We start from the raw sequence: 26890 nt of genomic DNA, 5'->3' as shown, positions 1-26890 counted from the left end.
AGCCTAGCGCCGCCTCTCCGGACGCCCCCGGCGCCCGGGCCGGCCGCCCCCGGTGTCCGGTCCGGAGGTCTCCGGTTCGGGGGGCGCGGGGAGCGGATCGCTGAGCTGCTCGCGCAGGTAGTTCCACACCACGGCGATCAGGGCGGTGATGGGTACGGCCAGCAGGCTGCCCACGATGCCCGCCAGGCTGCCGCCCAGCGTCACCGCCAGCAGGATCACCGCCGCGTGCAGGCCCAGGCCACGGCTCTGCACCATGGGCTGGAAGACGTTCCCCTCGAGCTGCTGCACGGCGACGATGATGGCGAGCACGATCAGCGCGTCCGTCAGGCCGTTGGACACCAGCGCGATGAGGACCGCGACGAAACCGGCGAACAGGGCTCCGATGATGGGAACGAAAGCCGCGACGAAGGTCAGGACGGCCAGGGGAAGGACCAGCGGCACGCCCACGATCCACAGGCCGATACCGATGAAGACGGCGTCGAGCAGGCCGACGAACGCCTGGGAGAGGACGAACGAGCCGAGGGTGTCCCAGCCGCGCGTGGCCACGGCCGGCACGTCCCTGGCGAGACGGCCGGGGAGCTGGCGGGTCAGCCACGGCAGGAAACGCGGGCCGTCCTTGAGGAAGAAGAACATCAGGAAGAGCGCCAGGACGGTGGTGACCAGGCCGTTGACCACGGTGCCCACCCCGCTGAGAGTGGCGGTGACGATGCTGCCGACGCTGGACTGGATGCGGGTGACCGCGGTGTTGAACACGTTGCTGACCTGGCTGTCGCCGAAGTTCAGCGGTGGCCCGGAGGCCCAGTCGCGCAGGCGCTGGATGCCGTCGCCCACGCCGGTGACCAGCTCGCCGGACTGGGAGGCCACCGGGACGACGATGAGCACCACGATGCCTGCGGCGACCAGGAGGAAGAGCAGGGTCACGACCGAGGCGGCCAGGGTGGGGTGCCAGCCGCGCCGGCGCAGGAAGCGGGTCACGGGCCAGGTCAGGGTGGTCAGGAGCAGCGCGATGACGAGCGGCCAGATGACGGACCACATCTGCCCCAAGATCCACAGGGCCACCGCGGTCATCAGCACGACGAGCAGCGTCTCCAGGGAGACGCGTGCCGACGTGCGCAGCGCGGCGCGGGTCTTCTCGGCGTTCAGCGGGGCGGCCACGAGAACACCTTAGACATACCCGGCCGGGCCCGCGTCGGCGGGGAACCCGGCACGGACCCGGGCCGACGCGGGTGAGGCGCCGGCGCGGCGCGGGCCGGATCCCCGGCCTTCACGGCTCTGTCGCCCGGTTCGGCGTGACCTCCGGGAACGGCCGGTTCACCCGGATCGACCTGGAGCTCACCGCATGGTCCAGGCGATCGGGCGACAGAGGTCCTTCAGGCCGGGGAGCGCGTCAGGAGCACGGAACGCGGACTACACGGGGGTGCGGCAGAGCCGGAGGACATTGGCGATGATCTTTGCTCCGGCGCCGCCCTCGGCGGTGAGGATCGACTCGGGGTGGAACTGCACGGCGAAGCGCCGCCGTTCGGTGTCCTCGATCGCCATCACCGCGCCGTCGGGGGTGAGGGCGGTGGCGGTGAAGCCCACCAGGCCGGGCCGCTTGGCGTGCAGCGAGTGGTAGCGGGCGGCGACGAACTCCTCGGGCAGGCCGTCGAGGAGGGCGCTGTCGCCGGCCCTCCTGACCTGGCCGCGCTTGCCGTGCTCGGGGTTGGCCAGCAGCTCCAGCGTGCCGCCGGCCTGCTCGACCATGCCCTGCAGGCCGAGGCAGACGCCGAACACCGGCAGGTCGCGCTCGTAGAGGGCGTCGATGAGCGACGACAGGCCGAAGTCGACGGGCCAGCCCGGACCGGGCGAGAGCACCACGAGGGACGGCGCGATCTCGTCGATCATGGCGACCGGGAAGCCGTGGCGCAGCGTGACGACCTCGGCGCCCTGCTGGCGGAAGTAGTCGGCGAGGGTGTTGACGAAGGAGTCCTCGTGGTCCACGAGCAGCACCTTCATGCCCTCCCCCGTCCTGGGGGCCTCGGGGGCCGGCGCCTGCTCGCGCTCCTCGCCGACCGCGGCCAGGGCTTCGAGCAGCGCGCTGGCCTTGAGTTCGGTCTCGCGCTCCTCGGCCTCGGGGTCGGAGTCGAACAGCAGGGTCGCGCCCGCCCGGACGGCGGCGACGCCGCCGCGGATCTGCGCGGTGCGCAGCGTCAGGCCGGTGTTCATCGAGCCGTCGAAGCCGATGTAGCCGACGGCTCCGCCGTACCAGCGGCGGGTGGTCTCCTCGTGGTCCTCGATGAACTGCATCGCCCAGGTCTTGGGGGCGCCGGTGACGGTGACGGCCCACATGTGGGTGAGGAAGGCGTCCAGGGCGTCGAACTCCGGGCGCAGGCGGCCCTCGATGTGGTCGACGGTGTGGATCACGCGGGAGTACATCTCGATCTGGCGCCGCCCGATGACCTGGACGCTGCCCGGCACGCAGATGCGGGACTTGTCGTTGCGGTCGACGTCGGTGCACATGGTCAGCTCCGACTCCTCCTTGACGCTGCTCAGGAGGGTGCGGATGGCCTCGGCGTCCTCGATGGGGTTGCCGCCGCGGGCGATGGTGCCGGAGATGGGGCACGTCTCGACGCGGTCGCCGTTGACGCGGACGTACATCTCCGGGGAGGCGCCGACCAGGTGCTCGCCGTCGCCGAGGTTGAACAGGAACTCGTACGGTGCCGGGTTGCGCCTGCGCAGGGTGCGGTAGAAGCCGGCCGGGTCGGTGCACACCCCGTGGAAGACCTGGCCGGGGACGACCTCGAACAGGTCGCCGCGGACGAACTTCTCCTTGGCCGCGGCGACGACCTCGGCGTAGGCGCCCTTGACGGGGGCGGCGGGGACCTCGGCGGGGGCGGGAGGCAGCGGGACGCTCTCGCCCTCGCGGGCCAGGCCGCGGGTGGAGACGCCGTCCACGGTGAACTCGTAGAGGTACTCCCTGCTGGTCTCCCGCTTGCGGTCGACCACCATTATCCGGTCGGGCAGGTGCAGCACGAGGTCGCGCTGGTCGTCGGCCCGGGTGAGGACCTGCCGGATCGGCTCGAACTGGAAGGCCAGGTCGTAGCCGAAGGAGCCGTACAGGCCCAGGTGCTCGTCCTCGCCGCTGAAGGCGGCGATGATCTCGCGGATCGCGGTGAAGACGGTGGGCCGGCGGCTGCGCATCTCCTCGGGGAGGATGTCCTCGGACTCGGCGACGTGGACCTCGACGTGGTCGGCGGTCGGCTCGCCGGTGGGCTTGCCGGCGGCCAGCATGCACGAGGCGACGGCGGGCAGCACGACCCGGCCGCGGGCGTTCAGGGCGCGGGCCGAGATCCTGCGCCCGCGGGCGACGATCTCCAGGCAGGGGTCCGCGTAGGCCAGGTGCCACCGGCTGTAGCGGCCGGGATACTCCATCCCCGAGGAGAGCACGCCGCCGCGGCGCTCGCCGAGAGCGGTGACGACGTCCTCCAGCATGGTCTCCGGCACATCGGACGTCGTGACTTCGACGCCGATGCCACCGGCAGTGGTATATCCGCTGGTCTCCACTTGCAGCCTCGTCCCTTTTGGTCGCTCGATGCCCGGAAGGAGGCGGAAACAGAAAAGGCCGCCTTCCCGGGCGGCCGTCTGTCCACTTCGCGAATGCGAAACACGCGCCGCCTAGCAGCGGCGCCACCACTGGAGGGTGTCGAGGTCTCGCATGCCGCAAGGGTACCGGCGGAAACCGTGATCATGCAACGTGCCCGCACCGGACCGGACCGCACGGTGAGCGGGTCGCACGGCGGGCGGGTCGTACGGCGGGCGCGGCGGCCCGGTGCCCGGATCCCGGAGGCTTACGGCGGGCGGGTCGTACGGTGAGCGCGGCGGGGCCGGGTGGCCGGGCCGGGCCGTACGGCGGGCGGGTTAGGGTCGGCGGGTGCGTGCGGCCAGGCTGATGTCGTTGCTGTTGCTGCTCCAGGCGCGCGGCGGGATGACCGCCGCGGAGCTCGCCCGCGAGCTGGAGGTCTCCGAGCGGACCGTCCACCGCGACGTGCTCGCCCTGTCCGAGGCCGGGGTGCCGGTCTACGCCGACCGCGGCCGGGGCGGCGGTTACCGCCTGCTGGAGGGCTACCGCACCCGCCTGACGGGCCTGGACCGGGCCGAGGCGGAGGCGCTGTTCCTGTCCGGGGTGCCGCGGGCGCTGCGGGAGATGGGGCTCGGCGAGGCGGCGGCCTCGGCGCGGCTGAAGGCGGCGGCGGCGCTGTCGCCCGGTGCGCGCGACGCCGCCGCGAGCGCCGCGCAGCGCTTCCACCTCGACGCCCCCGGCTGGTTCGCCGGGGGCGGGCCGCCTCCGGAAGCGCTGGCCCCGCTGGCCAGGGCGGTGTGGGGCGACCACCCCGTCACCGGCCTCTACCGGGGCGCGCCCCGGACGCTGGAGCCGTACGGGCTGGTGCTCAAGGCCGGGGTCTGGTACCTGGCGACGCGGTCGGCGATCTACCGGGTGGACCGGTTCTCGGGGGTCGAGGCGCACACCGACCGGCGCTTCGAGCGCGACCGCGGCTTCGACCTGGCGGCGTTCTGGGAGGAGCGCGCCGCCGAGTTCGCCCGTTCGCTGCTGCGGACCCGGGTCACCGTACGGCTGAGCCCCGTCGGCCGCCGCCGGCTGCGGGTCTTCGCCGACCCGGCGGCCCTGGACGAGGCGCTGGCGTCGGCCACCGAATCCGACGGGGAGGGCCGGGTCACGGTGTCGCTGCCCGTCGAGTCGCTGGAGGTCGCCTACGGCCAGCTCCTGGGGTTGGGGCCCGATGCGGAGGTCCTCGACCCGCCGGAGCTGCGCGCGCTCCTGGCCGACGCGGCCGCGCGGATGAACGCCCTGTACGGCGGGCCCGGGGACGAGGCCGTGCCGGGCTGAGGTGACGGATCGCGCGGCCCCGTGACCGGCGGGCCCGCGCGCCGGTCCGGGACACGGCCGAGGCCGTGCCCCGGCGGGACGGCAGCGGGCCACCGGCGGGTCAGCGGTAGCCGGTGACGTCGGCGGGCTTGCCCTTGCTCTGCACCTCCTCCATGTAGCGCCAGGCGTCGGGCACGCTGCCGTCGACGTCGGTGACCCCGTACGCCCGGGCGAGCTGGACGCTGGAGACGGTCCGCCCGGACCAGCGGGCGCGGTCGTCGGCGGCGGCCAGCGCGGCGACGGCCCGGCCCGCGAAGGCGGGCGACTCGGAGATCGCGAAGTGCGGCTCCCTGGCGGTGGCGTCGAGCCAGTTGTCCTCGGTGACGCCGTAGTGCTCCAGCATCGCCTCCGAGCGGATCCAGCCGGGCGTCAGCGTGACGGCGGCGCAGCCGTGCGGGCGCAGCTCGTGGTCCATGGAGAACGCCAGGCGGTTCAGCGAGGTCTTGGCCAGGTCGTAGAAGACCGAGAGGCGGTAGTTGGCGGCGTTGTACTCGGCGGTGCCGTCGGTCACCTCGACGAGCAGGCCGCCGGGGTTCCCGATCATCAGGGGCAGGAGGTGGTGGCTGGTGATGAGGTGGGTGTCGATCGCCAGGCGCATCAGGCGCAGCCCGTCGTCCAGCGGGTGCTCCCAGACCGGGACGTCCCATTTGGCGAACATGTCGCCGCCCCAGATGTCGTTGACGAGGATGTCGAGGCGGCCGTGCTCGCGGCCGATCCGCTCGGCCAGCGCGCGCACCTGGTCGCTCTCCAGGTGGTCGACCCGCTGGGCGACGCCCCGGCCGCCGGCGCGGGTCACCAGCTCGGCGGTCTCCTCGATGGTCTCGGGGCGGTTCATCTCAGACCGCGCCCCGCGGGTGGTCCGGCCGGTGCAGTAGACGGTGGCGCCCGCCTCGCCCAGCGCCACCGCGATGGCCCGTCCCGTTCCCCTCGTCGCCCCGGCTACCACGGCGACCTTGTCCTTCAGCGTGTTGTGCATGGGGATGACGCTGCCGGGAAAAGAGGACACCCAGTGTCATGTTTTCCCGGTGATCCTCGGTGATCCTCCACCAGCCCCGGAGCGCGCGCCCGCTGGGTTCTGTTCTGCGGATCCTCACCACGGCGAGGATCCGCAGAACAGAACCTAGGCGCGCCAGAGGGCGGCGAGCCGCCGGGTGGCCAGCCGGGACGGTACGGCGCGCAGCAGCGCGTCGCGCAGCCAGGCGGCGGCGCCGGTCTGCGAGGTCAGCCGCGACTGCCGGGACGCCGCCCGCATCATGCGGTTGGCGACGGGCCTGCGCTCGGCGTCGTAGCGCAGGAGCCGCCGGGCCACGTCCGCCGGCCGGGCGCCGGCCAGATGGCGGATCAGCGCGGCCGCGTCCTCGAAGGCCTGGCTGGCGCCCTGGCCGAGGTCGGGCGGCATGGCGTGCGCGGCGTCGCCGAGAAGCGCGATCCTGCCGACCGCGAACGAGGGCAGGGGTCCGGCCAGACGAGTGATCGGATCGACGTGGACGTCGGCGGGCGGGGTGGCCTCGATCAGCTCCGTGACGAGGGGATGCCAGTCGGCCATCAGGGACAGCATCCCCCGGCGCGCCTCCTCCGCGCCGGGGGGCGCGCCGTGCAGCACGGAGTCGGTGAACCAGTACAGGCGGTCCTCGCCGACGGGGAACAGACCGAACATCGCCCCGCTGCGGCGGTCGACCAGTTGATTGGCGAGCAGGTCCGTCGCCAGGCCGGCAGGACGGGACAGCATGCCGCGCAGGTCCATCCGGCCGGTCCGCCGCAGCCCGGGGTGGCCGGGGAAGAGCTGCCCGCGCAACGCGCTGCGGATGCCGTCGGCGGCGATCACGGCGTCCGCTCTCGCGACGGGTTCTCCGTCGCTGATCACGGTCACCCCGTCGGGGCCGGGTTCCAGGCGCTCGACCGGAGCCGAGGTTCGCACCAGGTCGGCGGGCAGCGGGGCGCGTAGCGTCCGGTGCAGTTCCGCCCGGTCGACGATGGCCGGGGTCCCGACGTCCTGCTGCGCCTGAACCGCATCGGTGACCAGCAGCGGACGCCCGCGCCGGTCCCGCAGTCCCGCGCGGGCGGCGTGCACGGCGTGCCCGCGAACGCCTTCGGCCAGCCCCAGCGCGTCCAGCGCGCGGAGCCCGTTGGGCATGATCACGATCCCGGTGCCCGCCTCCCGGAGCTCGGCACCCCGTTCGAAGAGCGTCACCTCATGGCCCAGGCGATGCAGGCCCACCGCGGCCGCCACTCCCCCGAGCCCGGCGCCGACCACCACGATCCTCATCGGGCCTCCCACCGATTCACTACGATCGTACTAGTACGCCTATTGGTAGCATGGCCGCATGCCGCCCACCAATCCGGCCCGTCGCCGGGCTCTGGCCGATGCCGCCATCGAGCTGCTGGCGTCATCGGGCGTGCACGGGCTGACCCACCGAGCGGTGGAGAGGCACACGGGCCTTCCGCCGGGCACGGCCTCGAACTACTTCCGCGACCGGGAGGCGCTGCTGGTGGCCGCCGCGGAGCGCATCGCCGAGCTCCATCACGCCGACACCGGCCGGGCCACCGGGCACCCCGCGACGCTGGTCGACCTGCTGACGGAGTCGCTGCTCACCGCGGCGACCACGCTGCGCGACCGCTATCTGGCGATCTTCGAACTACGGCTGGAGGCCGTGCGCCGACCGGCGCTCGCCTCGGCGCTCGCGCGCCTGCAGGACACGTCGCTGCGGATCACCGCCGGCCACCACGACGAACTCGGCCTCGCCATCCCGCGCGAGAAGATCCCCGCCCTGATCGCGCTCTACGGAGGCGCGCTGTTCACCCTGGTCACCGCGCCGCCCGGGAGCGTCGGCAGGGACGTCGTCCGGAACACCGTCCGGGTCATCGTGCACGGCTGCGCCGTGCACGATGACCCGGGACGGTAGGAGAGGACTAGGCGAGGTAACGGAACCACAGGTACGGCGTGGCGATCGCGACGGTGGCGAAGGTGACGACGAGGCCGTACTTGGTGAACTCCCAGAAGCTGATCGGCGTCCGGTTGCGCGCGGCGATGCCGAGGACGACCACGTTGGCCGCCGCGCCGACCGCGGTGGCGTTGCCGCCCAGGTCGGCGCCGAGGGCCAGCGCCCACCACAGCACCTGCGCCGGGCCGTTGCCTCCGTTGGCGTTCACCAGCTCGGCGACGATCGGGCTCATGGTGGCCACGTAGGGGATGTTGTCCACGATCGCCGAGATGACGGCGGAGATCCACAGCAGGCCCAGCGTGGCCACCCCCAGGCGGCCCTGGGTGGCCTCGACGGCGGCCTGGGAGACCTGCTTGATGACGCCGGTCTCGACCAGCGCGCCGACCATGACGAAAAGCCCGGCGAAGAACACCAGGGTGGGCCACTCGACCTCGCGGATCGCCTCCTCGGTGGTGACCCTGGTGACCGCCACCAGGATCCCGGCGCCGAGGATCGCCACCACCGACGGCTCGTAGTGCAGCACCGGGTGCAGGACGAAGGCGGCCAGCACCAGGACGAGCACCGTGAGGCTCTGCCACAGCAGCCGGCGGTCGGCGATGGCCTCGCGCTCGTTCAGCTGCATGATCTCCGCGGCGCGCTCGGGATCGTAGACGAACGCCCTGCGGAACAGCAGGCGGCACAGGCCGATGAACACGATCATCAGCACCACCACCAGCGGCGCCAGGTGGACGAGGAAGTCGTTGAAGGTCAGTCCGCCGCGGCTGGCGATGATGATGTTGGGCGGGTCGCCGACCAGGGTGGCGGCACCGCCGATGTTGGAAGCCATGGCCTCGGCGATGAGGAACGGCGCGACCGGCAGCGCGAGCCGCTCGCACACCAGGAACGTCACCGGGGCGATCAGCAGGACCGTGGTGACGTTGTCCAGCAGCGCCGACGCGAGCGCCGTGATCACCAGGAGCAGCACCATGAGCCGGAAGGGGCGGCCCCTGGCCCGTTTGGCGGCCCAGATCGCCAGATACTCGAAGACGCCCGTCTGTTTGAGCACCCCGACGATGATCATCATGCCGAGCAGCAGGAAGATGACGTTCCAGTCGATCCCGGAGTGCTCGGAGAAGAACGCGGCCCGGCCGTCGGTGGCGTGGATGACCAGCATGATGCCGGCCCCGCCGAGCGCCGCCGCGACGCGGTTGACCTTCTCGGTGGCGATCAGCGCGTACGCGGCGAGGAAGATCGCGACCGTCAGCCACGCGGTGGCCGTCACGACGACAGCACCCGGCCCAGCAGCCTGGTCAGCAGGACGGCTCCCAGCAGGCGACCGTCGTCCATGACCGCGACCAGCGGGCTGGAGGTGCGCGCCATGAGCGCGGCCACCTCCAGCACGGTCGCGTCGGGGTCGGTCACCGGCAGCTCGCGGGGGTCGTCCGGCATGCAGTCGCGGACGGTGCGCCCGGACAGCGACCGCAGGAACGCGTCGGCGTGCGCCTCGTCCACCACCCGGGCCAGCGCGGGATCGTCCAGGCAGTAGCGCGGCACGGCCAGGCGCAGCACCGCGGTGGCGGGCAGCACGCCGACGGGCGAGCCGCCGGCGTCGACGACGATCAGCGCCAGCAGGTGCCGGTCGGCCACGATCCGGGCGGCGTCGGCCGCCGGGGCGTCGAGGGAGATGGTGGGGAAGTCACTGACGAGGTCGCGGGCGCGCATCGGATGCACCGGCACTTTCGGGGTCGACGACAGAAGCGCCGACCAGACTTCCCGGCTCACCCCGCCGGTCAACCTATCAAGGCGCCGCGGGACGGCTCCAGGAGGGTCGGCCCCCGCCGCGGCGGGGGCCGCGGGACGGGGCTCAGCGCTCCGGCGGGCAGGGGACCACGATCAGCGGGCAGGCGGCGTGGTGGATCAGCGAGTGGCTCACCGAGCCGAGCAGCAGGCCGCCCAGCTCGCCGCGCCCGCGTGACCCCACGACCAGCAGGTCGGCCCGCGCGGACAGGTCCCTGAGCACGTCGACCGGGTGGCCCTGCTCCACCTGTTCGACGACCTTGACGTCGGGGTGGCTCTCGCCCCGGCCGGCCAGGGCCTCGGCCAGTGCCCGCCGCTCGCCCCCGGCCACCGCGCGCACCGGGAGCGGGGTCGCGGGCCGTCCCCAGGCGTGGACGGCCCGCAGCGGTGCGCCGCGCAGAGCCGCCTCGGTGAAGGCGAAATCGACGGCCGCCGCGCCGCCCGGGGAGCCGTCGACGCCGACGACCACCTCGCCGCGCGAGTGGGCGGGCAGGTCGCGCACGACGGCCACCGGGCAGGAGGCGCGGCCGGTCACGCCGAGCGCGATCGAACCGAGCAGCATCCCCCGGAAACCGCCCAGCCCGTGGCTGCCCACCACCAGCAGCTCCGCCTCCCGGGCGGCCTCCAGCAGCGCGCTCCGGGGTTCGCCGGGCAGCAGTTCCGTGTCCGTCTCGACGCCGCCGCCCTCCTCCTCCACCCGCCTCAGCGCGCCGGTCAGCGTGGCGGCGGCCCCGTCGCGCATCCACCGGCCCACGTCGGCGTACGGAGCGTCCTCGGCCATCTGAAGCGGCCAGGCCGGCATGACGTGCACGACGCGCAGCGCGGTCCGGCGCAGGCGGGCCTCCCGGACCGCCCAGCTCACGGCGTCCAGAGCGGCGCGCGAGCCGTCGACTCCCACCAGGATCACGGTGTCCTCCCCTGCTCTCGCGGGCCCGCGGCCCGGTCGTACGGTGTTCCCCGGTTCCCCCGGTTCCCTTGGTTTCCCGGTTCCCCTGGTTCCCCGCGCCGCCGGCCTGTTCGCCGGCCGGTGATCGCCACGCGAGCCGGCGGGGCCCCGGCCCGTACCGACCGGAGCGGCCCGGCGGGTCAGTGCGGCGGGCGTTCCTCCAGCACCTCGGAGACCGGCCGCCGGACGGCGGCGTTCTCGTCGAAGGTGAACCCGAGACGCATGATCATCTGCGGGTACTCGCCGGACAGCAGCTCCTGCCGGATGAACTCCCGCAGGTGGTACGCCTCCAGCGCCTGGGTGTGGAAGGCGGCGCTGAGGCCGTACGCCGAGGCGTGCAGCAGCACGCGCTGCAGGGCCTGACCGGCGGTGATCCAGTCCTCACGGGAGTCGCCGCGCGTGGTCAGCACGGCCACCGTGCCGGTGGAGGTGCCGAAGAACTGGTCGCTGTCGTTGCCCCACGGGTGGCCGTGGGCGTAGTCGCGCTGGGCGAAGTGCGGGCGCGTCCGCCGGGGCTCGCGGGGGTAGCCGCCGGCCGGGACGCCGTCGCCGCGCGTGCTGCCCGGCGGCCGGGCCCAGCGGACCACCTCCAGGGAGAACAGCCGGTCCTGCGACTGCACGTCCTGGGCGGCGCAGGTGAGCGCGGCGAGCACCCGGACGGCGGCCTCGGCGCGGATCGGCGTGAGCCGGGCGCCCTCGGCGGCGGCCTGGGCGGCCAGCGTCTCCTCCAGGCGCTCGGGGACGGGCAGCTCGGTGAACCCGGCGCGGTGGGTGCGGCGGCGTTCGATCTCGGCGTGCAGCCGGACGGTGTGCTCGTCGGGGACGACCGTCCCGCCGACCCGCACGGTCGCCACCAGGGCGGGGCGGTCGGGGTCGGGCAGGACCCGCACGAGGGGTTCGTGGCCGAGGCGGCGCAGCGTGAGCCGGACGTTCGTCAGGGCCGCGCCGCAGCTGATCAGCAGCTCGCGGCCGGCGGCGTCGCCGGTCCGCAGCTTGCGGTCGCTGTCGGCGCGCATGGCGATCTCGTCGCCCTCGACGGTGAAGGACCACGGCTGGGTGTTGTGCACCGACGGCGCCCACACCGCGGCCTGGACCGCCGCCCTCGTCGCCGAGATGATCTCCTCGATCGGATGAGCGCTCATGACCGTCCTCCGCCGGGCGTCCGCGCGGAGGCGGCCCGCGCGCCCGTGCCATCCTTGGTCGTCATCATCGCCTCCTTTCGTCGATCGTCCCCGGGCGGCGGCCGGGCGGTCAGCGGCGAAAGTCCCCGATGGCAGGGACCATGGCCCCGGTACGGACCCGCCCTCCACCGGGCCCCCGGTGCGGCGGCGCCGGAGGGCCCGGCCGCCGCCCCGGACCGCGGCGGGGGTCACGCCGGGGAGCGGGCGCCGAGGGCGAGGGAGAAGTACGCCTCCTCCTCCTGGTCGAAGTGGAGCAGCAGCACCGCGTGCAGGCCGTACAGGCAGGAGCGCAGGTCGTCGAGCTGTTCCGGGCGGAGCCCGGCGTCGCCGGCGAGGTCGAGGTGGCGGCCCAGCCGGCGGACGAGCCGTTCGATCTCGGCGTGCGCCCTGCTCATCGTCATGGTCACCTCCGGGCCGCCGAGGACCTGCCCCATCGCCGGGTACAGCGCGTGCTCCTCGGCCCGCTCGTGCGGGAGCAGCCGTCCGGTGAGGAAGCGGTGAACCTCCCGCAGGCGTCCGAGGTCCTCGGGGCCGGGACGTTCGCCCAGTTCGTCGGCGGTCCGGCGGATCAGCTCCAGCGGGGGCCGCAGCGAGGAGTGGTCCAGCTCGAAGCGGTGCAGTAGGGACTCGGTGGCGGCGTCCACCGCCGGGCGGGTGCCGTGCGCCGGGCGCAGCGCCCGCAGCGCGTTGACGATCACGGCGATGTCGATGGCCTCCTGCAGCAGCGCGCCGGCCGCGGGCGGCAGCATCCCGGCCGCGGCGGCGGCCATGGCGAGCAGCGACATCGCCATCCCGGCGGCGGCGCTCTGCACGGCGATGCGCCGGGAGCGGCGGGCGACGTCCATGGCGTCGGCCAGGCGGTCCAGCCGGTCGGCGGTGAGCACCACGTCGGCGGCCTGGGTGGAGGCGGCCGAGCCCCGGGCGCCCATGGCGACCCCGACGTCGGCGGCGGCCAGGGCCGGGGCGTCGTTGACGCCGTCGCCGACCATCACGGTCACCGCCCGGCCGGTCTCCCGCCGTACCGCCGCGACCTTGTCCGCGGGCGTCTGCCCGGCCAGCACCCGGTCCACGCCGAGGACCACGCCGACGCTCTCGGCGACCTCGGGGCGGTCGCCGGTGAGCATGACCACCCGTTCGATCCCGGCGTCGCGCATCCGGCGCAGGGTCCGCGCCGCGTCGGGCCGCACGGTGTCGCGGAGCAGGATCACCCCGGCCGGGTCGCCGTCGGCGGTCACCCAGACGGTCATGGCGCCGTCCAGGGCGGCCCGCGCCCGCTGGACGCGTTCCCACTCCGGGTGGGAGGGGGCGGTGGCCTTGCCGACCTCGACGCGGTGGCCCTCCACCAGCCCCTCGGTGCCGGTGCCGGGCCGCTCGACGACGCCGGACGGCTGCGGCGGGGAGATGCCGCGCTCCCGGGCGGCGCGGACGATCGCCTCGGCGAGCACGTGGGACGACATCCGGTCCACCGCGGCGGCCCAGCACAGCACGTCGCCGGGGTCGGCGCCGGGCGCGGCCACGACGCCGGAGACGTGCGGCCGGCCCGAGGTCAGCGTTCCGGTCTTGTCCAGCACCAGCGTGCGAGCCTGCCCGAGCCGCTCCAGCGCCCCGCCGCCCTTGACGACCACGCCGTGGCGGGCGGTGCGGGACAGACCGGAGGCGATCGCGGCGGGCGCGGCCAGCAGCAGCGGGCAGGGGGTGGCGACGACCAGCACGGCGACGGCGCGGACCGGGTCACCGGACAGCCACCAGGCCGTCCCGGCCGCGAGCAGCGTGACGGGCAGGAACCAGGCGGCGAAGCGGTCGGCGAGCCGTACGACGGGGGCGCTCGCCGCCTCGGTCTCCCTGGCCAGCCGCACGACGCCGGCGTAGGCGCTGTCGGCCGCGGTGCGGGTGGCGCGCAGGTCGAACGCGGCGCCGGCGTTGACGGCGCCGCTGCGCACCGGCCGGCCGGCGCCGTACTCCACCGGCAGCGACTCGCCGGTCAGCGCCGACTCGTCCAGCAGCGCCGAGCCGGCCGCGACGACGCCGTCGGCGGGGACGGTCTCGCCCGCGGGGACCATCAGCAGGTCGCCGGGGCGGACCACGTCCACCGGCACGAGGCGGGGCTCGCCGTCCTCGTAGCGCCGGGCCGAGCGGGGGGCGCGCTCGTACAGCGCGGTGAGGTCGCGCCGGGCGCGGCGCAGCGCGTGCTCCTCCAGGGCCCGGCCGGTGGCGAGCATCACGCCGATCAGCGCGCCGGCGAGGTACTCCCGTACGGCGAGCGCTCCGCCCAGGGCGAGGACGGCGATCGCGTCCACGCCCACCCGGCCGCCGCGCAGCGCCGAGACCACCCACCACGCCGCGGGCGCCAGGGCCACGACGGTGACCGCCGCCCACACGGCGCCGGCCGCGGTGACCTCGCCCGCCAGGTACAGCGCGCCGCCGCACACCAGCCCGGCCACGGTGACCGCGAGCAGGACGGCGGTGGCCCGATGCGCGGCGCGGCCGGGGTTCATGCCCGCACGACCGCCACCGGGCAGCGGGCGTGGTGCAGCACCCCCCGGCTGACCGAGCCCAGGATCGCCGAGCCGATCGTGCCCATGCCCCGGGAGCCCACGACGACCAGGTCGGCGTCCGCCGACGCCTCGACGAGGGCGTCGACGGGGTGGGCGCTGGAGACGTCCTCGATCACCTGCACCTCGGGGAGCTTCTCCCGCCAGGCGGTGAGCTTCTCACGCACCATGCGGTCCTGGTAGCGGCGGACCTCGTCCATGTCGTAGGTGACGTCGGGCGCGAAGGCGTGCACCGGGAGCTGCCAGGCGTGGACCGCGCGCAGCGGGCAGCCGCGCGCTTTGGCCTGCTCGAAGGCGTAGGCGAGGGCGGGGTCGGACTGCGGGGAGTCGTCGACGCCGACGACGACCTCGCGGCGGTGCTCCTCGCCGCCGGGGCGGACGACGACCACCGGGCAGCGGACGTGCCCGGCGACGTAGGTGCTCACCGAGCCGAGCAGGGCGCTGGCGAAGCCGCCCAGGCCGCGGCTGCCGAGCACGATCTGGGCGGCGTCCGCGGCCTGCTCGCACAGGCTCCTCGTCCGGGACCCCTCGATCAGCTCGGTGGCCACCTCCAGCGTCGGCTGGCGGGCGCGCGCCTGGTTCTCGGCCTCGTCGAGGACGCGGCGGCCGCTCACGACGAGCGTTCCCGGCCACTCGGGGGCGGAGAACCGGGGGATGTCGTACGGCCCGCGCTCCACGACGTGCACGAGGCGCAGCGGCAGCCGCCGCCGGAAGGCGTCGTCGGCCGCCCACCGGACCGCCCTGGCGGCGTCGGGTGAGCCGTCCACCGCGACGATGACGGGCGCGGGGCCGCCGGCCGCTCCGGGGACCGGCCGGCCGGTGTCGTTCGAGGACATGGTCTCCTCCTCGGGTAGGGGGCCGTCGGTTCAAGCGTCTGCGCGGGGCGGCGGGGCTCCCAGAGCCGCTGGGCCCGCCGCCGGGGGACTTTCGGCCCGTTTCCCGGCGGGGCCGTCGCCGGATCTTCTCCGGCCCGGAAAGGCCCCGTCGCGCGGCCCGTTTCCCGGGCCGGTCCGTCGTGCTCCGCGGCCCGTTTCCCGGGCCGGTCCGTCGTGCCCCGCGGCCCGTTTCCCGGGCCGGTCCGTCGTGCTCCGCGGCCCGTTTCCCGGGCCGCCCCGTCTCTCGGCCCGTGCACCTCCGGGGAGCGTGCGCCGGTCCGCGCGGGTCCGCGTGGGTCTCAGTCGCGGTCCTTGACCACCGCCACCGTGCACCCGGCCCGCTGGAGCAGCTCCCGGCTGACCGAGCCGAGCAGGCGGCTTCGCACCGGGCCGAGCCCGCGCGAGCCGACGACCAGCAGCCGGGCCCGGTGGCTGCCGGGCAGCAGCACCGGCAGCGGCGGGCCGCCGACCGTGCTGGTCGTGACGGTCACCCCGGCGGTTCCCCGGGGCAGCGCGGCGACGGCCTCGGCGACCCACCGCTCCAGTTCCTCCCCCCGTCTGCCCGGCCCGTCCCGGCGGGCGTGGATCGCGTGCACCGGCAGCCGGTGCCCCCGGGCGTACTCGAGTGCGAACCGCAGGGCCGCCAGCGAGCAGTCCGACCCGTCCACCCCGACCACGACGGTCTCCGCGCCCCCCGCCGCCTCGGCGGTCCCCCGTACGGCCAGCACGGGGCAGGCCGCGTGCGTGGCGACGTGGACGCTCACCGAGCCGACGAGCAGCCCGGCCATGCCGCCGCGGCCCCGGGTGCCGAGCACCAGCATCTCCGCCGTCCGGCCGAGCGAGACCAGCTCCGTCCCGGGGTCCCCCCGCAACAGCACCGACCGCACGGCGCGGCCGGGCAGCAGCCGCTCGGCCAGTTCCACGCCCTCCGACAGGACGAGTCCGGCGAGGCCGCGTTCGCGCGTGGTCACCGCCGCCTCGCGCTCGGCCCGGGGACCGTCCCACACGTGGCAGACGGTCAGCCTCCCGCCGCGCACCCCGCACGCCCGCGCCGCCCACCCGACGGCGGCGCGGCTCTGCGGTGACCCGTCGAACGCGACGACGATCTCGCGTCCCGCGCGGGGGCGGGACGCGGCGCCGTACGCGACCCGGGCCAGGAAGTGGATCCGCGCGGCGAGCTGCGCGTCAACGCCACGAGTCATGCGGCAGCACCGGGACCAGGCGGAACATCCCCGTCATGAGCTCCGGCGGCTCCCCTTCGCCGGTCTCCTCGGCGATCCGGCCGGCCACCGCCCGCAGGATGTCGGTGGTGGTCACCATTCCCACGACGGTCCCCGACTCCCCCAGGACCGGGACCGCGGCGGTCCCGGCGCCGATCATGGCCGCCGCGGCCTCCCGCAGCGGCGCGTGCGCCGAGATGCGGGGGCAGCGGCGCCCGGAGATCAGGTCCTGGACGCGAACCCTGGACTGCTCGGCCGGGCCGCCCGACCAGCGGGCGGTGATGTCCTCCCGGGTGAGGACGCCCACCAGGTGGCGGTCGCCGTCCACGACCGGCAGGTGGTGGACGCCGGCCCGGCGCATGATCTCCCAGGCCAGCAGCGGGGACTCGTCGGGGTCGACGGCGACGAGCGTCCGGCTCATCACCCGGCCGACCGTGAGGTCGCGGACGTCCGGCGGGCTCTGCACGTCCATCACGCCTCCCCGTGGGCGCGCACCACGGCGACGGGGCAGTGGGAGTGGTGCAGCACGCCGTGGCTCACCGAGCCGAGCAGGGCGGAGCCGGTGCGGCCCAGCCCGCGGGAGCCGACGACCACCAGGTCCGCGTTCCGCGACGCGTCGCGGATGACCGCGACCGGGTGCCCGCAGACCACCGTCTCGGTGACCTCCACCTGCGGGTACTTGTCCCGCCACGGGGTGAGCGCCTCCCTGGTGACGTGCCGCTCGGAGGCGGCGATCTCCTCGATCAGCGGCGTGTAGGCGGTGGCGCCCGGTCCCACGACGGGCATCTGCCAGGTGTGCACGGCGTGCAGCCGGGCACCGCGCCGGGCGGCGTCCTCGAAGGCGTACTCCAGGGCCGCCACCGAGTGGGCCGAGCCGTCGAAGCCGACGACGACCTCGCCGAACGGCTGCTCCCTCGGCTCCCCCTTGACCACCACGACGGGAACGCCCACGCGCCCCGCCAGGGCCAGGGAGACCGAGCCGAGCAGCAGGCCGGCGAACCCGCCGAGACCGCGGCTGCCGACCACGACCTCCCGGGCGTCGGCGGCCTCGCGGCGCAGGACCTCCACGGTCCTGCCCGGCTCCAGCACGCTGTTCACCTCCAGCTGCGGGGCGTGTTCGTGGGCCAGGTCGGCGGCGCTGTCGAGCATCCCCCGGCAGTACGCGGCCATGGAGTCGTGGAAGCCCGGCGGGGTCTGGAGCGGGAGGTCGTAGGTCCACGGTTCGCACACGTGCACGATCCGCAGGGCCCAGCCGCGCCGGACCGCCTCGTCGGCGGCCCACCGAACCGCGGCCCGCGCCGGAGCGGAGCCGTCCGCACCCACCAGTACGTGCGCTGTCATGTCGCCCTCCTTGGGTCCGTCACCGTCCATCCGACACCCGGGCCCGGGGCCGCCGCAGCGGCCGAAAGACCCGTCCACCAGGGACTTCCGGTCCGGGTGCCGGTAGCGTCCGCGTGCCGCGTCACGGGGCGGCGCGGGCGCGCCGCGGCCGGGGGCCGCACGCCCTCACTCCTCCTCCGGGGACGGCACCACCGCGACCGGGCAGTGGGCGTGGTGCAGCACCCCCCGGCTGACCGAGCCCAGCACGAGCGAGCCGAGCCCGGTCAGGCCGCGCGAGCCGACGACCACGAGGTCGGCCTGAGCCGAGGCCTCGCAGAGGGCGGACACCGGGTGGGCGCAGACCGACGTCTCGGCCGTCTCCACCTGGGGGTGGTCCCTGATCCACGACTCCAGGACCCCGCGCACCGCCTCCCGGCCGGAGGCGAGGGCGTCCTCGGCCAGCGACGAGCAGCCGGCCGCGTACGGGGTCATCACGGGCGCGTGCCAGGCGTAGACCACGCGGAGACGGGCGCCGCGGCGGGCGGCCTCGGCGAAGGCGTACTCCAGCGCGACGCGGGACGCCGCCGACCCGTCGAAGCCGGCGACGACCTCGCCCTGCACGGCCTCCTGGGCGCCGCGCACCACGACCACGGGACAGGCCGCCCTGCCCGCCAGGCCCACCCCGACCGACCCGACCAGCATGCCGGCGAAGCCGCCCAGGCCCCGGCTGCCGACGACGACCTGGGCCGCCCGGCGGGACTCCTCCAGCAGCGTCTCGATGATCCGCCCGGTGACGAGCACGGGCGTCACCTCCACGCCGGGCGCCTGCTCGCGGGCCAGGTCCACGGCGGCGGCGAGCAGCTCCTCGCAGGCGCGTGACACGCCCACGGGCGCCCCGGGCACCCGTGCGCCGGGCACCTGCGCCCCGGGCGCCTGGACGCCGGGCACCTGCACGTACGGCAGGTCGTAGGCCCACGGCTCGCAGACGTGGACGACGCGCAGGCCGCACCCGCGCCGGGCGGCGTCGTCGGCCGCCCACTTCACCGCGATCGACGCCGGCCTCGATCCGTCCGTGCCGGCCACCACCTGCCCGCCCATGGCTTCCTCCCGTCCGTGTCGCCGTCCGCTGTCCTGCTCGCTGTCTCCTGCCCGCTGTCTCCTGCTCCCTGCTTCCTGCTCCCGGGGAGCTGCTCTCGAGGGGCCCGCCGTCGGGGCCCGCTCCCGGAGAGACCCGCTCTCAGGGACCCGCCGGGACCGGCGGGTCCCGCGGCGGGGGCACGACCGCGACGGGACCGGAGGCGTGCCTGACCAGGGAGCGGGTCACCAGCCCCAGGTGCCCGGACAGCAGCGCCGACCGCCCGGCCCCGGCCACGAGGAGGGTCGCCTCGGCCGACGCTTCCAGCAGCGCCTCCTTCGGCGCGGTGGTGCTGAGGCAGACGTCGACGGCGACCTTCGGATACTTCTCCTGCCAGCCGGCGAGGCGCTCGTCCACCCACTCCCGGCAGACCCGGGCCGAGTCGTCGACGTCGGGCAGCGGGGCCATGGCGACGCCCCACGCCGTCAGGTGGTGCGGGTGGCCGGCGTGCATGACGAGCAGCCGCAGCCGCCGCAGGGCCGCCTCCTCGAAGGCGAACTCCAGCACCTCGTCGGCGGTGGTGTCCTTCAGGCCGAGGACCACCGGGCCGGGGTGCAACGGCACGGGGATCGGGCCGGTCCCCCGGGTGATGAGCACCGGGGCCCGCGCGTGGGCGGCGACGGTGGAGGCCGTGGAGCCGATCACCGACCGGGCCGGGGCGTTCCGCCCGCGGGAGCCGATCACGACGAGCTCGGCGTCGGCGGACAGCTCCACCAGCCGCCGGGCCGCGGACCCCTCGTAGAGGTCGGTGACCACCTCCACGATCGTGCTGCACGCCCGGGCGCAGTCGGCGCCGTGCCGCAGCACCCGCCCGGCCGCCGGCCGGCCGCGGTCCCCGGCGTCCTCGCCGGCCTCACCGGCCTCGCCGTACGGCCACTGCCAGGTGTGGACGACGGTCAGCGGGAGCCGTCTGAGCTCGGCCTCGTCCATGGCCCACTCCAGGGCCTGCAGCGAGTGGTCCGATCCGTCGTAGCCGGTCACGACCCTGCGTCGTCTCATCCGCGGTTTCGCCATGCTGTTCCCCTCGATGCTCCCCTCGATGCCCGTGTCCGGGGACGGCGGGCGGCCGTCTCAGCCGCCCCTGGCCAGCCGTACCGCCGTCACCTTGTACTCCGGGCACGACGTCACGGTGTCGGTGTGGTCGGAGGTGAGGGTGTTGACCCCGCTTCCGGGGAAGTGGAACGCGCAGAACACCTGCCCGGGGGTCACCTCGTCGGTGAGCCGGGCGAGCAGCGTGGCCCGGCCGTGCCGGCTCTCCACGACCACCGGCGCGCCGTCGGCGAGGCCGTGCCGGGCGGCGTCGGCCGGGTGCAGGTCGAGCCGGTCGTCGGGGTCCAGCAGGAGGTTGCCCGTGCGGCGGGTCATGGTGCCGGAGTTGTAGTGCGCCCAGCGCCGCCCGGTGACCATGACCAGCGGGTAGCGGTCGTCCGGCGTCTCACCCGGCGGCAGGTACGGCGGGGCGGCCAGGCGGGCCAGGCCGTCGGGGGTGGCGAACCGCTCCCGGTACAGGCTCGCCTCCCCGGGGGCGGCGGGGTCCGGGCACGGCCAGGGGACGGCGCCCTCGGCGTCCAGCCGCTCGTGCGACAGCCCGGCGAACAGCGGGGCCACCTCGGCGCACTCGGCCAGCGCGGCGGCCGGGGTGGGGCAGCCGAGGTCCGCGCCGAGCGCGGCGGCGACGGCGTGGATCACCGCGAAGTCGGCCATGGCCTCCCCCGGCGGGTCGAGCGCGGGACGGACCCGCTGGAAGCGGCGGTCGAAGTTGACGAAGGTGCCGTCCTTCTCCAGCCACGACGCCACCGGCAGCACGACGTCGGCGCGGCGCGCGGTCTCCGACGGGAACAGCTCCTGGCAGATCACCAGCGGGCAGGCGTCGAGCGCCTCGGCGACCCGGCCCGCGTCCGGATCGGTGGCGCAGACGTCCTCCCCCATGATCCACAGCGCCCGCAGCGTCCCGGCGCGGGCGGCGGCGAACATCTCCGGGATGCGCATGCCCGGCCGTTCCGGGACCGGCGCGCCCCAGACGGCCCCGGCCCGCCGCCGGGCGGCCGGGTCGGTGACCCTGCCGTAGCCGGGCAGCGTGTCGGGCAGCGCACCCATGTCGGAGGCGCCCTGGACGTTGTTCTGGCCGCGCAGCGGGTTGATCCCGAAGCCGCGGCCGGTGCCGACCGCACCGCGCAGGATCGCCAGGTTGGCCAGCGCCCGCACCCCGTCGGTGCCGTGCAGGTGCTCGGTGACGCCGAGGCCGTAGACGATCGCGGGACGCTCGGCCCGGCCGTACAGGCGGGCGGCGGCCACCAGGTCGGCGGCCGGGACGCCGGTGAGGGCGGCCACCCGCTCCGGCGGGTAGCCGTCGAGGAGCGCGGCCAGCTCCGGCAGGCCGGCGGCGCGCCGCCGCAGGAACGCCTCGTCGATCATCCCCTCGGCCAGCAGGACGTGCGCCAGCCCGTGGAACAGGGCGACGTTGGTTCCGGGGCGGGGCCGCAGGTGCACGTCGGCGTGGCGGGCCAGCCCGACGGTCCGCGGGTCGGCGACGACCAGCCGCGTCCCCCGTTCCAGGACCTGCCGCAGCAGCCGGGCGCCGGCCACCGGGTGGGCCTCGGCCGGGTTGGCGCCGGTCAGCAGCAGGCAGTCGGCGCGCTCGACGTCCTCGAAGGCGTCGGTGCCGCCGGGCAGGCCCAGGGAGGCGGTCAGCCCGGCCGCCGAGGGCGAGTGGCACAGCCGGGAGCAGTTGTCGACGTTGTTGGTGCCGAGGACGACCCGCATGAGCTTCTGCAGCAGGTAGTTCTCCTCGTTGGTGGCCCGCGCCGAGGAGATCGCCGCCACCGCGCCGGGGCCGCCGTCGGCGACGGCGGCCCGCAGTCCCCGGGCGACGCGGTCGAGCGCCTCGGCCCAGGTGGCCTCCTCCAGGCGGCCGTCGCGGCGCAGCAGCGGCCGGGTGAGGCGGTCGGGTGAGCGCAGGAAGCCGTGGGCGAAGCGGCCCTTGACGCAGGCGTGGCCGCGGTTGACCGGGCCGCCGCGATCGGGCAGCACTGCCGCCACCTCGCCGTCGCGGGTCAGCACTTCCAGCGAGCAGCCGACGCCGCAGTAGCCGCAGGTGGTGCGGGTGCGCGCGGTCACCGCCGCCCGGCCGCCGAGCGGCAGGCCGGGTTCGGTGAGCGCGCCGGTGGGGCAGGTGTTGACGCAGCCGCCGCAGGCCACGCAGTCGGAGTCGATCCACGGCCCGCCCGTGCCGGGGGCGACGACCGTGTCGGCGCCGCGGCCGGTCAGCGTGAGGGCGAAGGTGCCCTGGACCTCGGCGCACATGCGCACGCACCGGCCGCAGGCGATGCACAGGTCGCGGTCGAGGCGGACGTAGGGGTGGCTGTCGTCCCGGCCGCGCCCGCCCGGCGCGCGGGCGGCCTCCGGCCCGACGCCGAGCGCCCGGCACGCCTCGGCCAGCTCGCTGTCGGCGTCGCCGGCCAGGGCGCGCGGCGGCAGGCCCGCCACGATCAGCTCCACGGCCTCGCGGCGCAGCTCCGCCATCTCCCCCGAGGCGACCTCCACGGAGGCGCCGCCGGCCGCCGGGGTCACGCAGGCGGCCACGACGTGCCCGCCGACCCGCACCAGGCAGGTACGGCAGGAGCCGGCCGGCGACAGGCGGTCGTCGTGGCACAGCGCGGGCAGCGTCGCCGGCCCGGCCCCGGCCGCGCGCGCCGCGTCCAGCAGCGAGGCGTCCTCGCCCACCTGGACGACGACGTCGTCCACCGCGACCTTCACCGGCGCCGCCCCGGGATCCTTCGCGGGGCTCACGGGTCCCACCCTTCGAGCCGGTCGCCGTAGGCGCGGGCGAGGCTGCGCACGGCGGCGGGGACCCGGCGGCCGAAAGCGCACAGGCTGGCCCGGTCCATCACCCGCAGCAGCCGCGCGTACTCCTCGCCGGGCGGCCCGCCGTCCGCCGCCGGGGTCTCGCCGTCAGCCGCCGGGCGCTCCTCTCCGGCGGCGCCGTCCGCGGCGCCGGGAGCACCGGGACCGCCGGGAGCACCGGGACCGCCGGGAGCACCGGGACCGCCGGGACCGCCGGGAGCGCCGCCGCCGGGCGGCCCGCCGTACCCGGCGATCTCCAGGCCGCGGCGGGAGCCGACGCGGCAGGGCGAGCAGGCGCCGCAGCTCTCGGCGGCGGCGAAGGCCCACACGTGGCGCAGCACGTCGCGCGGGGCCGGGCGCCGGTCGAAGGCGACCAGGCCGGCGTGCCCGAGCGCGGCGCCGCGGGCGGCCAGGGCCGTCTCGGTCAGCGGAACGTCCAGCCGGTCGGGGGCCAGGAAGCCGCCCAGCGGCCCGCCGATCTGCAGGGCGGCGAGTTCCGCGCCGTCGCGCAGGCCGCCGCCCAGCTCGGTGACGATGCGCGACAGCGGCGTGCCCAGCTCGACCTCGTGGCAGCCGGGGCGGGCGAACCGCTCCGACAGGCAGACCAGCTTCGTGCCGGTCTCGGCCGGGGTGCCGCGGCGGGCGTAGGCGGCGCCGCCCCGGCGCACGATCCACGGCACGGCGGCGAGCGTCTCGATGTTGTTGACCACGGTCGGGTCGCCCCACAGCCCCTCCCGGACCGGGTACGGCGGGCGGGGCCGGGCGCAGCCGCGCTCCCCCTCCAGCCCGGCGATGAGGGCGGTCTCCTCACCCGCGACGTAGGAGCCGGCTCCCGCGACGACGCGGACGTCGAGGCCGACGCCGGTGCCGTGGACGTCGAGGCCCAGATGCCCGGCGGCGTGGGCCCGGTCCACCGCGGCCCGCATCGCGGCCAGCGCCAGGGGATACTCCGAGCGCACCAGCACCACGGCCCGGCGGGCGCCGCAGGCGAAGCAGGCCAGCGCGACCCCCTCCAGCACCCGATCGGGGTCGGACTCCATCAGCAGCCGGTCGGCGTAGGAGCCGGGGTCCCCCTCGTCGCCGTTGGCCACGACCACGGTGGCGGGCGAGCCGCCCGCGGCGGCCCACTTGGCGGCCACCGGGAACCCGGCGCCGCCCCGCCCGCGCAGCCCGGAGGCGGCCACCTCGGCGGCCACCCGCGCGGGGTCGCCCTCCCGTACCACCCGGGGCCACACCTGCCAGGCGGTCTCCCGGCCGATGATCCCGGCCAGCACGACCGGGTCTCCGGTGGCGTCGGCGGCCGGGATCGACGGCGCCCGCGGCGGCACCCGGCCGGAGAGCTGGGCGGCGAGATCGGGGCCGGCGCACGGGACGTCGCCGTCGAGGCAGGCGGGGCCCGCGTAGCAGTAGCCGAGGCAGCGCACCCCCTGCAGCGAGACCTCGCCGTCCGGGGTGACGCCGTCCACGGCGACGCCGAGCGTCTCCTCCACCTCGGTCAGGTGGCGGCCCGCGTCGGCGGCGAAGCAGGCCGCCGCCGTGCAGACCCGCACGTGGCGGCGGCCGTGCGGGACGGCGAGGTCGGCGTAGAAGGTCGCGGGGCCCAGGCCCGCGGCGGCCGGCAGGCCGAAGGCGCGGGCCATCCGCGGGGCCCACGCCGCCGGGCCGTCCGGCACGGTGGCGGCGGCCCCGGCCAGCGAGTCGATCAGCCGGGCACCGGGACGTCCGCGCCGGTCGGCCAGCGCGCGGAAGGCGTCCCAGCGGGCGACCGCGTTCATAGACCCATGATGAACCAGACCGGTTCGCCCCCTTGGTGCCATGGGAGTACCGCGATGGGACTTTTGCCGCTTCTCTACCGTCCTCCGCACGCCGCCGGCCCGCCCGGTCCGGCCCGGGGCGCCCACGGGGAAAGTTTCAGCGCCGACCTGCCGTTGCCCGCCGTACGGAAAGCGTTTCCTTGACAGCGGACCGACCGGTCACCACCCTCCCTGTGGGAGCGCTCCCACAGGGAGGGCTCACGACCGCCGCAGCATCGGAAGGAAACCCACCGTGCGTCAACGAAACGCGCTCCTGTCGGCCGTGGCCGGGGTGCTGGCCGCCGGCCTGGGGCTCGGCCAGCTGACCGGCCTCGCCGGCGCCGCCGTCGCGGGCCCCGCGCTGAGCGTCGACCCGGTCTCCGGCCGGCACGCGATCAGCCCCGACATCTACGGCATGAACTTCGCCGACGAGGCGCTCGCCCGCGACCTGCGGCTGCCGGTCCACCGCTGGGGCGGCAACGCGACCACCCGCTACAACTTCCGCAACGACACCACCAACCGGGCCTCGGACTGGTACTTCGAGAACATCCCCAACGACAACCCCGACCCGTCGGCCCTGCCGAACGGCTCGGAGACCGACCGGTTCGTCGAGCGGGACCGGGCGACCGGCACGCGGACCATGCTGACCCTGCCGCTGATCGGCTGGGTGGCCAAGGAGCGGGCCAGGGCGTGCGGGTTCAGCGTCGCCAAGTACGGCGCGCAGCGGTCCACCGACCCCTGGGCCCCCGACTGCGGCGACGGCAGGAAGCCGGACGGCACCCCGATCACCGGCAACGACCCGAAGGACACCGGCGTCGAGGCCGGCCCGCAGTACGTCAAGGACTGGATCACCCATCTCAAGGGCCGGTACGGCGCCGCCGCCGACGGCGGGGTGAAGTACTACGAGCTCGACAACGAGCCCGACCTGTGGCACGCGACCCACCGGGACGTCCGCCCCGAGGGGCTGGGCTACGACGAGCTGCGCGACCGCACCTACCGGTACGCCGCGGCGGTCAAGGAGGCCGACCCGGGCGCCAAGACCCTCGGCCCGGTCGGCTGGGGCCTGAACTCGATCTTCTACTCCGGCCTGGACCAGGACACCTGCAACCGGACCGGCTGCTGGGGCGACCCGCCGGACCGTGCGGCGCACGGCGGGCAGGACCTGGGCCCGTGGTACCTCGACCAGATGAAGGCGTACGAGGACGAGAACGGCGTCCGGATCCTCGACTACTTCGACAACCACCTCTACCCGCAGCAGTCCGGCGTGAGCGCCGCCGACGCGGGCGACGCCGCCACCCAGGCGCTGCGGCTGCGCTCCACCCGCCAGCTGTGGGACCCCACCTACGTGGACGAGAGCTGGATCAACCAGCCGGTGCGGATGATCCCGCGGATGCGGGAACTGGTCGACCGGCACTACCCGGGCACCAAGATCGCCATGACCGAGTACAGCTGGGGCGCCTACGGCCACATCAACGGCGCGCTGGCCGAGGCCGACGTGCTGGGCGTCTTCGGCCGGGAGAAGCTCGACCTGGCGGCGCTGTGGACGGCGCCCAAGGGCACCGACCCGGTCGCGTACGCGTTCCGGATGTACCGCAACTACGACGGCAAGGGCGGCGCGTTCGGCGAGACCGCGGTCGCCGCCACCAGCACCGACCAGGGAAAACTCGCCGTCTACGCCGCCGAGCGGAGCGGCGACGGGGCCCTGACCCTCGTCGTGGTCAACAAGACCGGCGAGGACCTCACCAGCGACATCGCGATCAAGGGCCGCACCGGCGTCTCCACCGCCCAGACCTACCACTACAGCGCCGCGGACCTCACCGCGATCCAGCGCGCCGCCGACCAGCGGGTCGGCGCGAACGGCTACACCGGCACCTTCCCCGCCGACTCCATCAGCACGGTCGTCATCCCCGAGGGCGGCGCCGAACCCACCCCGACCCCGGACCCGAGCGCCACCCCCACGGCCACGCCGACCCCGAGCGTCACCCCGACGGCCACGCCGAGCGCGACGCCCACGGTCGACGACACCCCCACGCCGAAGCCGGCCGCCTGCACGGTGACCTACACGGTCGCCGGCCAGTGGCAGGGCGGCTTCCAGGGCGGCGTGAAGATCACCAACAACGGCGCCGCCCCGGTCAACGGCTGGAAGGCCGGCTGGGCCTTCACCGACGGCCAGAAGATCACCCAGTCCTGGAACGGCACCCACACCCAGAACGGCTCCGCCGTCACCGTCACCAACGCCTCCTGGAACGGCACCCTGGCCGCGAACGGCGGCAGCGCCGAGTTCGGCTTCCTGGCCTCCCTCGGCGGCACCGCCAACGCCAGACCCACCGCCTTCACCCTCAACGGCTCCCCCTGCCGGACCGGCTGACCCGCCTGCCCTCCC

Annotated in this window: 20 protein-coding genes; 3 read left to right on the top strand and 17 right to left on the bottom strand. The window is 75.5% G+C overall.

What is annotated here, in order from left to right; translation table 11 throughout:
• Positions 1–3: 3 nt before the first annotated feature.
• Positions 4–1155, bottom strand: a complete 1152-nt coding sequence (locus IEZ10_RS32380) for an AI-2E family transporter (protein ID WP_189250328.1) — start codon at positions 1153–1155, stop codon at positions 4–6.
• A gap of 252 nt (positions 1156–1407) precedes the next feature.
• The gene (locus IEZ10_RS32375) at positions 1408–3543 is read right to left on the bottom strand and encodes an anthranilate synthase component I (protein ID WP_189250327.1); all 2136 of its coding nucleotides are present in this window, start codon (positions 3541–3543) and stop codon (positions 1408–1410) included.
• 367 nt (positions 3544–3910) lie between these two features.
• On the opposite strand from IEZ10_RS32375, the gene IEZ10_RS32370 reads away from it, so the two are divergent.
• Positions 3911–4885, top strand: a complete 975-nt coding sequence (locus IEZ10_RS32370) for a helix-turn-helix transcriptional regulator (RefSeq protein WP_189250326.1) — start codon at positions 3911–3913, stop codon at positions 4883–4885.
• 100 nt (positions 4886–4985) lie between these two features.
• Here IEZ10_RS32370 and IEZ10_RS32365 read toward each other — a convergent pair whose 3' ends face one another.
• On the bottom strand, positions 4986–5900 hold the full coding sequence (locus tag IEZ10_RS32365; protein WP_189250325.1) for an SDR family oxidoreductase: 915 nt from the start codon (positions 5898–5900) through the stop codon (positions 4986–4988).
• Between the two features lie 144 nt (positions 5901–6044).
• Positions 6045–7190: an FAD-dependent oxidoreductase gene (locus tag IEZ10_RS32360; protein WP_189250324.1), complete on the bottom strand. Its 1146-nt coding sequence runs from the start codon at positions 7188–7190 to the stop codon at positions 6045–6047.
• A 58-nt stretch (positions 7191–7248) separates the two neighbouring features.
• Between IEZ10_RS32360 and IEZ10_RS32355 the strand changes: the two genes are divergently transcribed.
• Positions 7249–7827 (top strand): TetR/AcrR family transcriptional regulator, encoded by a 579-nt coding sequence (locus tag IEZ10_RS32355; RefSeq protein WP_189250323.1) that lies wholly within the window; start codon positions 7249–7251, stop codon positions 7825–7827.
• A gap of 7 nt (positions 7828–7834) precedes the next feature.
• Here the strand turns inward: IEZ10_RS32355 and IEZ10_RS32350 are convergent, their stop codons facing one another.
• The 13 genes from IEZ10_RS32350 to IEZ10_RS32290 all read right to left on the bottom strand — a co-directional run bounded on the left by IEZ10_RS32350 (position 7835) and on the right by IEZ10_RS32290 (position 24489).
• Positions 7835–9127 (bottom strand): ArsB/NhaD family transporter, encoded by a 1293-nt coding sequence (locus tag IEZ10_RS32350; RefSeq protein ID WP_189250322.1) that lies wholly within the window; start codon positions 9125–9127, stop codon positions 7835–7837.
• Positions 9124–9567: a CBS domain-containing protein gene (locus IEZ10_RS32345; RefSeq protein WP_189250321.1), complete on the bottom strand. Its 444-nt coding sequence runs from the start codon at positions 9565–9567 to the stop codon at positions 9124–9126. The genes IEZ10_RS32350 and IEZ10_RS32345 overlap by 4 nt, the downstream gene beginning before the upstream one ends.
• A 142-nt stretch (positions 9568–9709) precedes the next feature.
• Positions 9710–10549 carry a universal stress protein gene (locus tag IEZ10_RS32340; RefSeq protein WP_189250320.1) on the bottom strand — a complete coding sequence of 280 codons (840 nt, stop codon included), beginning with the start codon at positions 10547–10549 and terminating at the stop codon, positions 9710–9712.
• A 179-nt stretch (positions 10550–10728) separates the two neighbouring features.
• Complete coding sequence (locus IEZ10_RS32335; RefSeq protein WP_189250319.1) at positions 10729–11730, bottom strand: Acg family FMN-binding oxidoreductase; 1002 nt, start codon at positions 11728–11730, stop codon at positions 10729–10731.
• A 227-nt stretch (positions 11731–11957) separates the two neighbouring features.
• On the bottom strand, positions 11958–14264 hold the full coding sequence (locus tag IEZ10_RS32330) for a heavy metal translocating P-type ATPase (RefSeq protein WP_189250318.1): 2307 nt from the start codon (positions 14262–14264) through the stop codon (positions 11958–11960).
• Positions 14261–15157, bottom strand: a complete 897-nt coding sequence (locus tag IEZ10_RS32325; protein WP_189250317.1) for a universal stress protein — start codon at positions 15155–15157, stop codon at positions 14261–14263. Before IEZ10_RS32325 ends, IEZ10_RS32330 begins: the two co-directional genes overlap by 4 nt.
• Positions 15158–15495: 338 nt before the next feature.
• Positions 15496–16398 carry a universal stress protein gene (locus IEZ10_RS32320; protein WP_189250316.1) on the bottom strand — a complete coding sequence of 301 codons (903 nt, stop codon included), beginning with the start codon at positions 16396–16398 and terminating at the stop codon, positions 15496–15498.
• Positions 16382–16888, bottom strand: coding sequence for a CBS domain-containing protein (locus IEZ10_RS32315; RefSeq protein WP_189250315.1), 507 nt, complete (start codon positions 16886–16888; stop codon positions 16382–16384). The genes IEZ10_RS32320 and IEZ10_RS32315 overlap by 17 nt, the downstream gene beginning before the upstream one ends.
• Positions 16888–17757 carry a universal stress protein gene (locus IEZ10_RS32310; RefSeq protein ID WP_189250314.1) on the bottom strand — a complete coding sequence of 290 codons (870 nt, stop codon included), beginning with the start codon at positions 17755–17757 and terminating at the stop codon, positions 16888–16890. The genes IEZ10_RS32315 and IEZ10_RS32310 overlap by 1 nt, the downstream gene beginning before the upstream one ends.
• Before the next feature lie 165 nt (positions 17758–17922).
• Entirely contained in the window at positions 17923–18834 is a 912-nt protein-coding gene (locus tag IEZ10_RS32305) for a universal stress protein (RefSeq protein ID WP_189250313.1), read from the bottom strand.
• 139 nt (positions 18835–18973) lie between these two features.
• Positions 18974–19870, bottom strand: coding sequence for a universal stress protein (locus IEZ10_RS32300; protein ID WP_229811872.1), 897 nt, complete (start codon positions 19868–19870; stop codon positions 18974–18976).
• 72 nt (positions 19871–19942) lie between these two features.
• Positions 19943–22660 (bottom strand): formate dehydrogenase subunit alpha, encoded by a 2718-nt coding sequence (gene fdhF, locus IEZ10_RS32295; protein ID WP_229811871.1) that lies wholly within the window; start codon positions 22658–22660, stop codon positions 19943–19945.
• Entirely contained in the window at positions 22657–24489 is a 1833-nt protein-coding gene (locus IEZ10_RS32290; RefSeq protein WP_229811870.1) for an NAD(P)H-dependent oxidoreductase subunit E, read from the bottom strand. The genes fdhF and IEZ10_RS32290 overlap by 4 nt, the downstream gene beginning before the upstream one ends.
• 271 nt (positions 24490–24760) lie before the next feature.
• On the opposite strand from IEZ10_RS32290, the gene IEZ10_RS32285 reads away from it, so the two are divergent.
• Entirely contained in the window at positions 24761–26875 is a 2115-nt protein-coding gene (locus IEZ10_RS32285) for a glycoside hydrolase family 44 protein (RefSeq protein ID WP_229811869.1), read from the top strand.
• The last annotated feature ends 15 nt before the right edge of the window (positions 26876–26890 follow it).

This window comes from Streptosporangium pseudovulgare (assembly GCF_014648055.1).
In the GTDB taxonomy this organism is placed as follows: Bacteria; Actinomycetota; Actinomycetes; order Streptosporangiales; family Streptosporangiaceae; genus Streptosporangium; species Streptosporangium pseudovulgare.
Note: the sequence above shows the minus strand (reverse complement) of the source record. Positions and strands in the feature narration are given on the sequence as shown.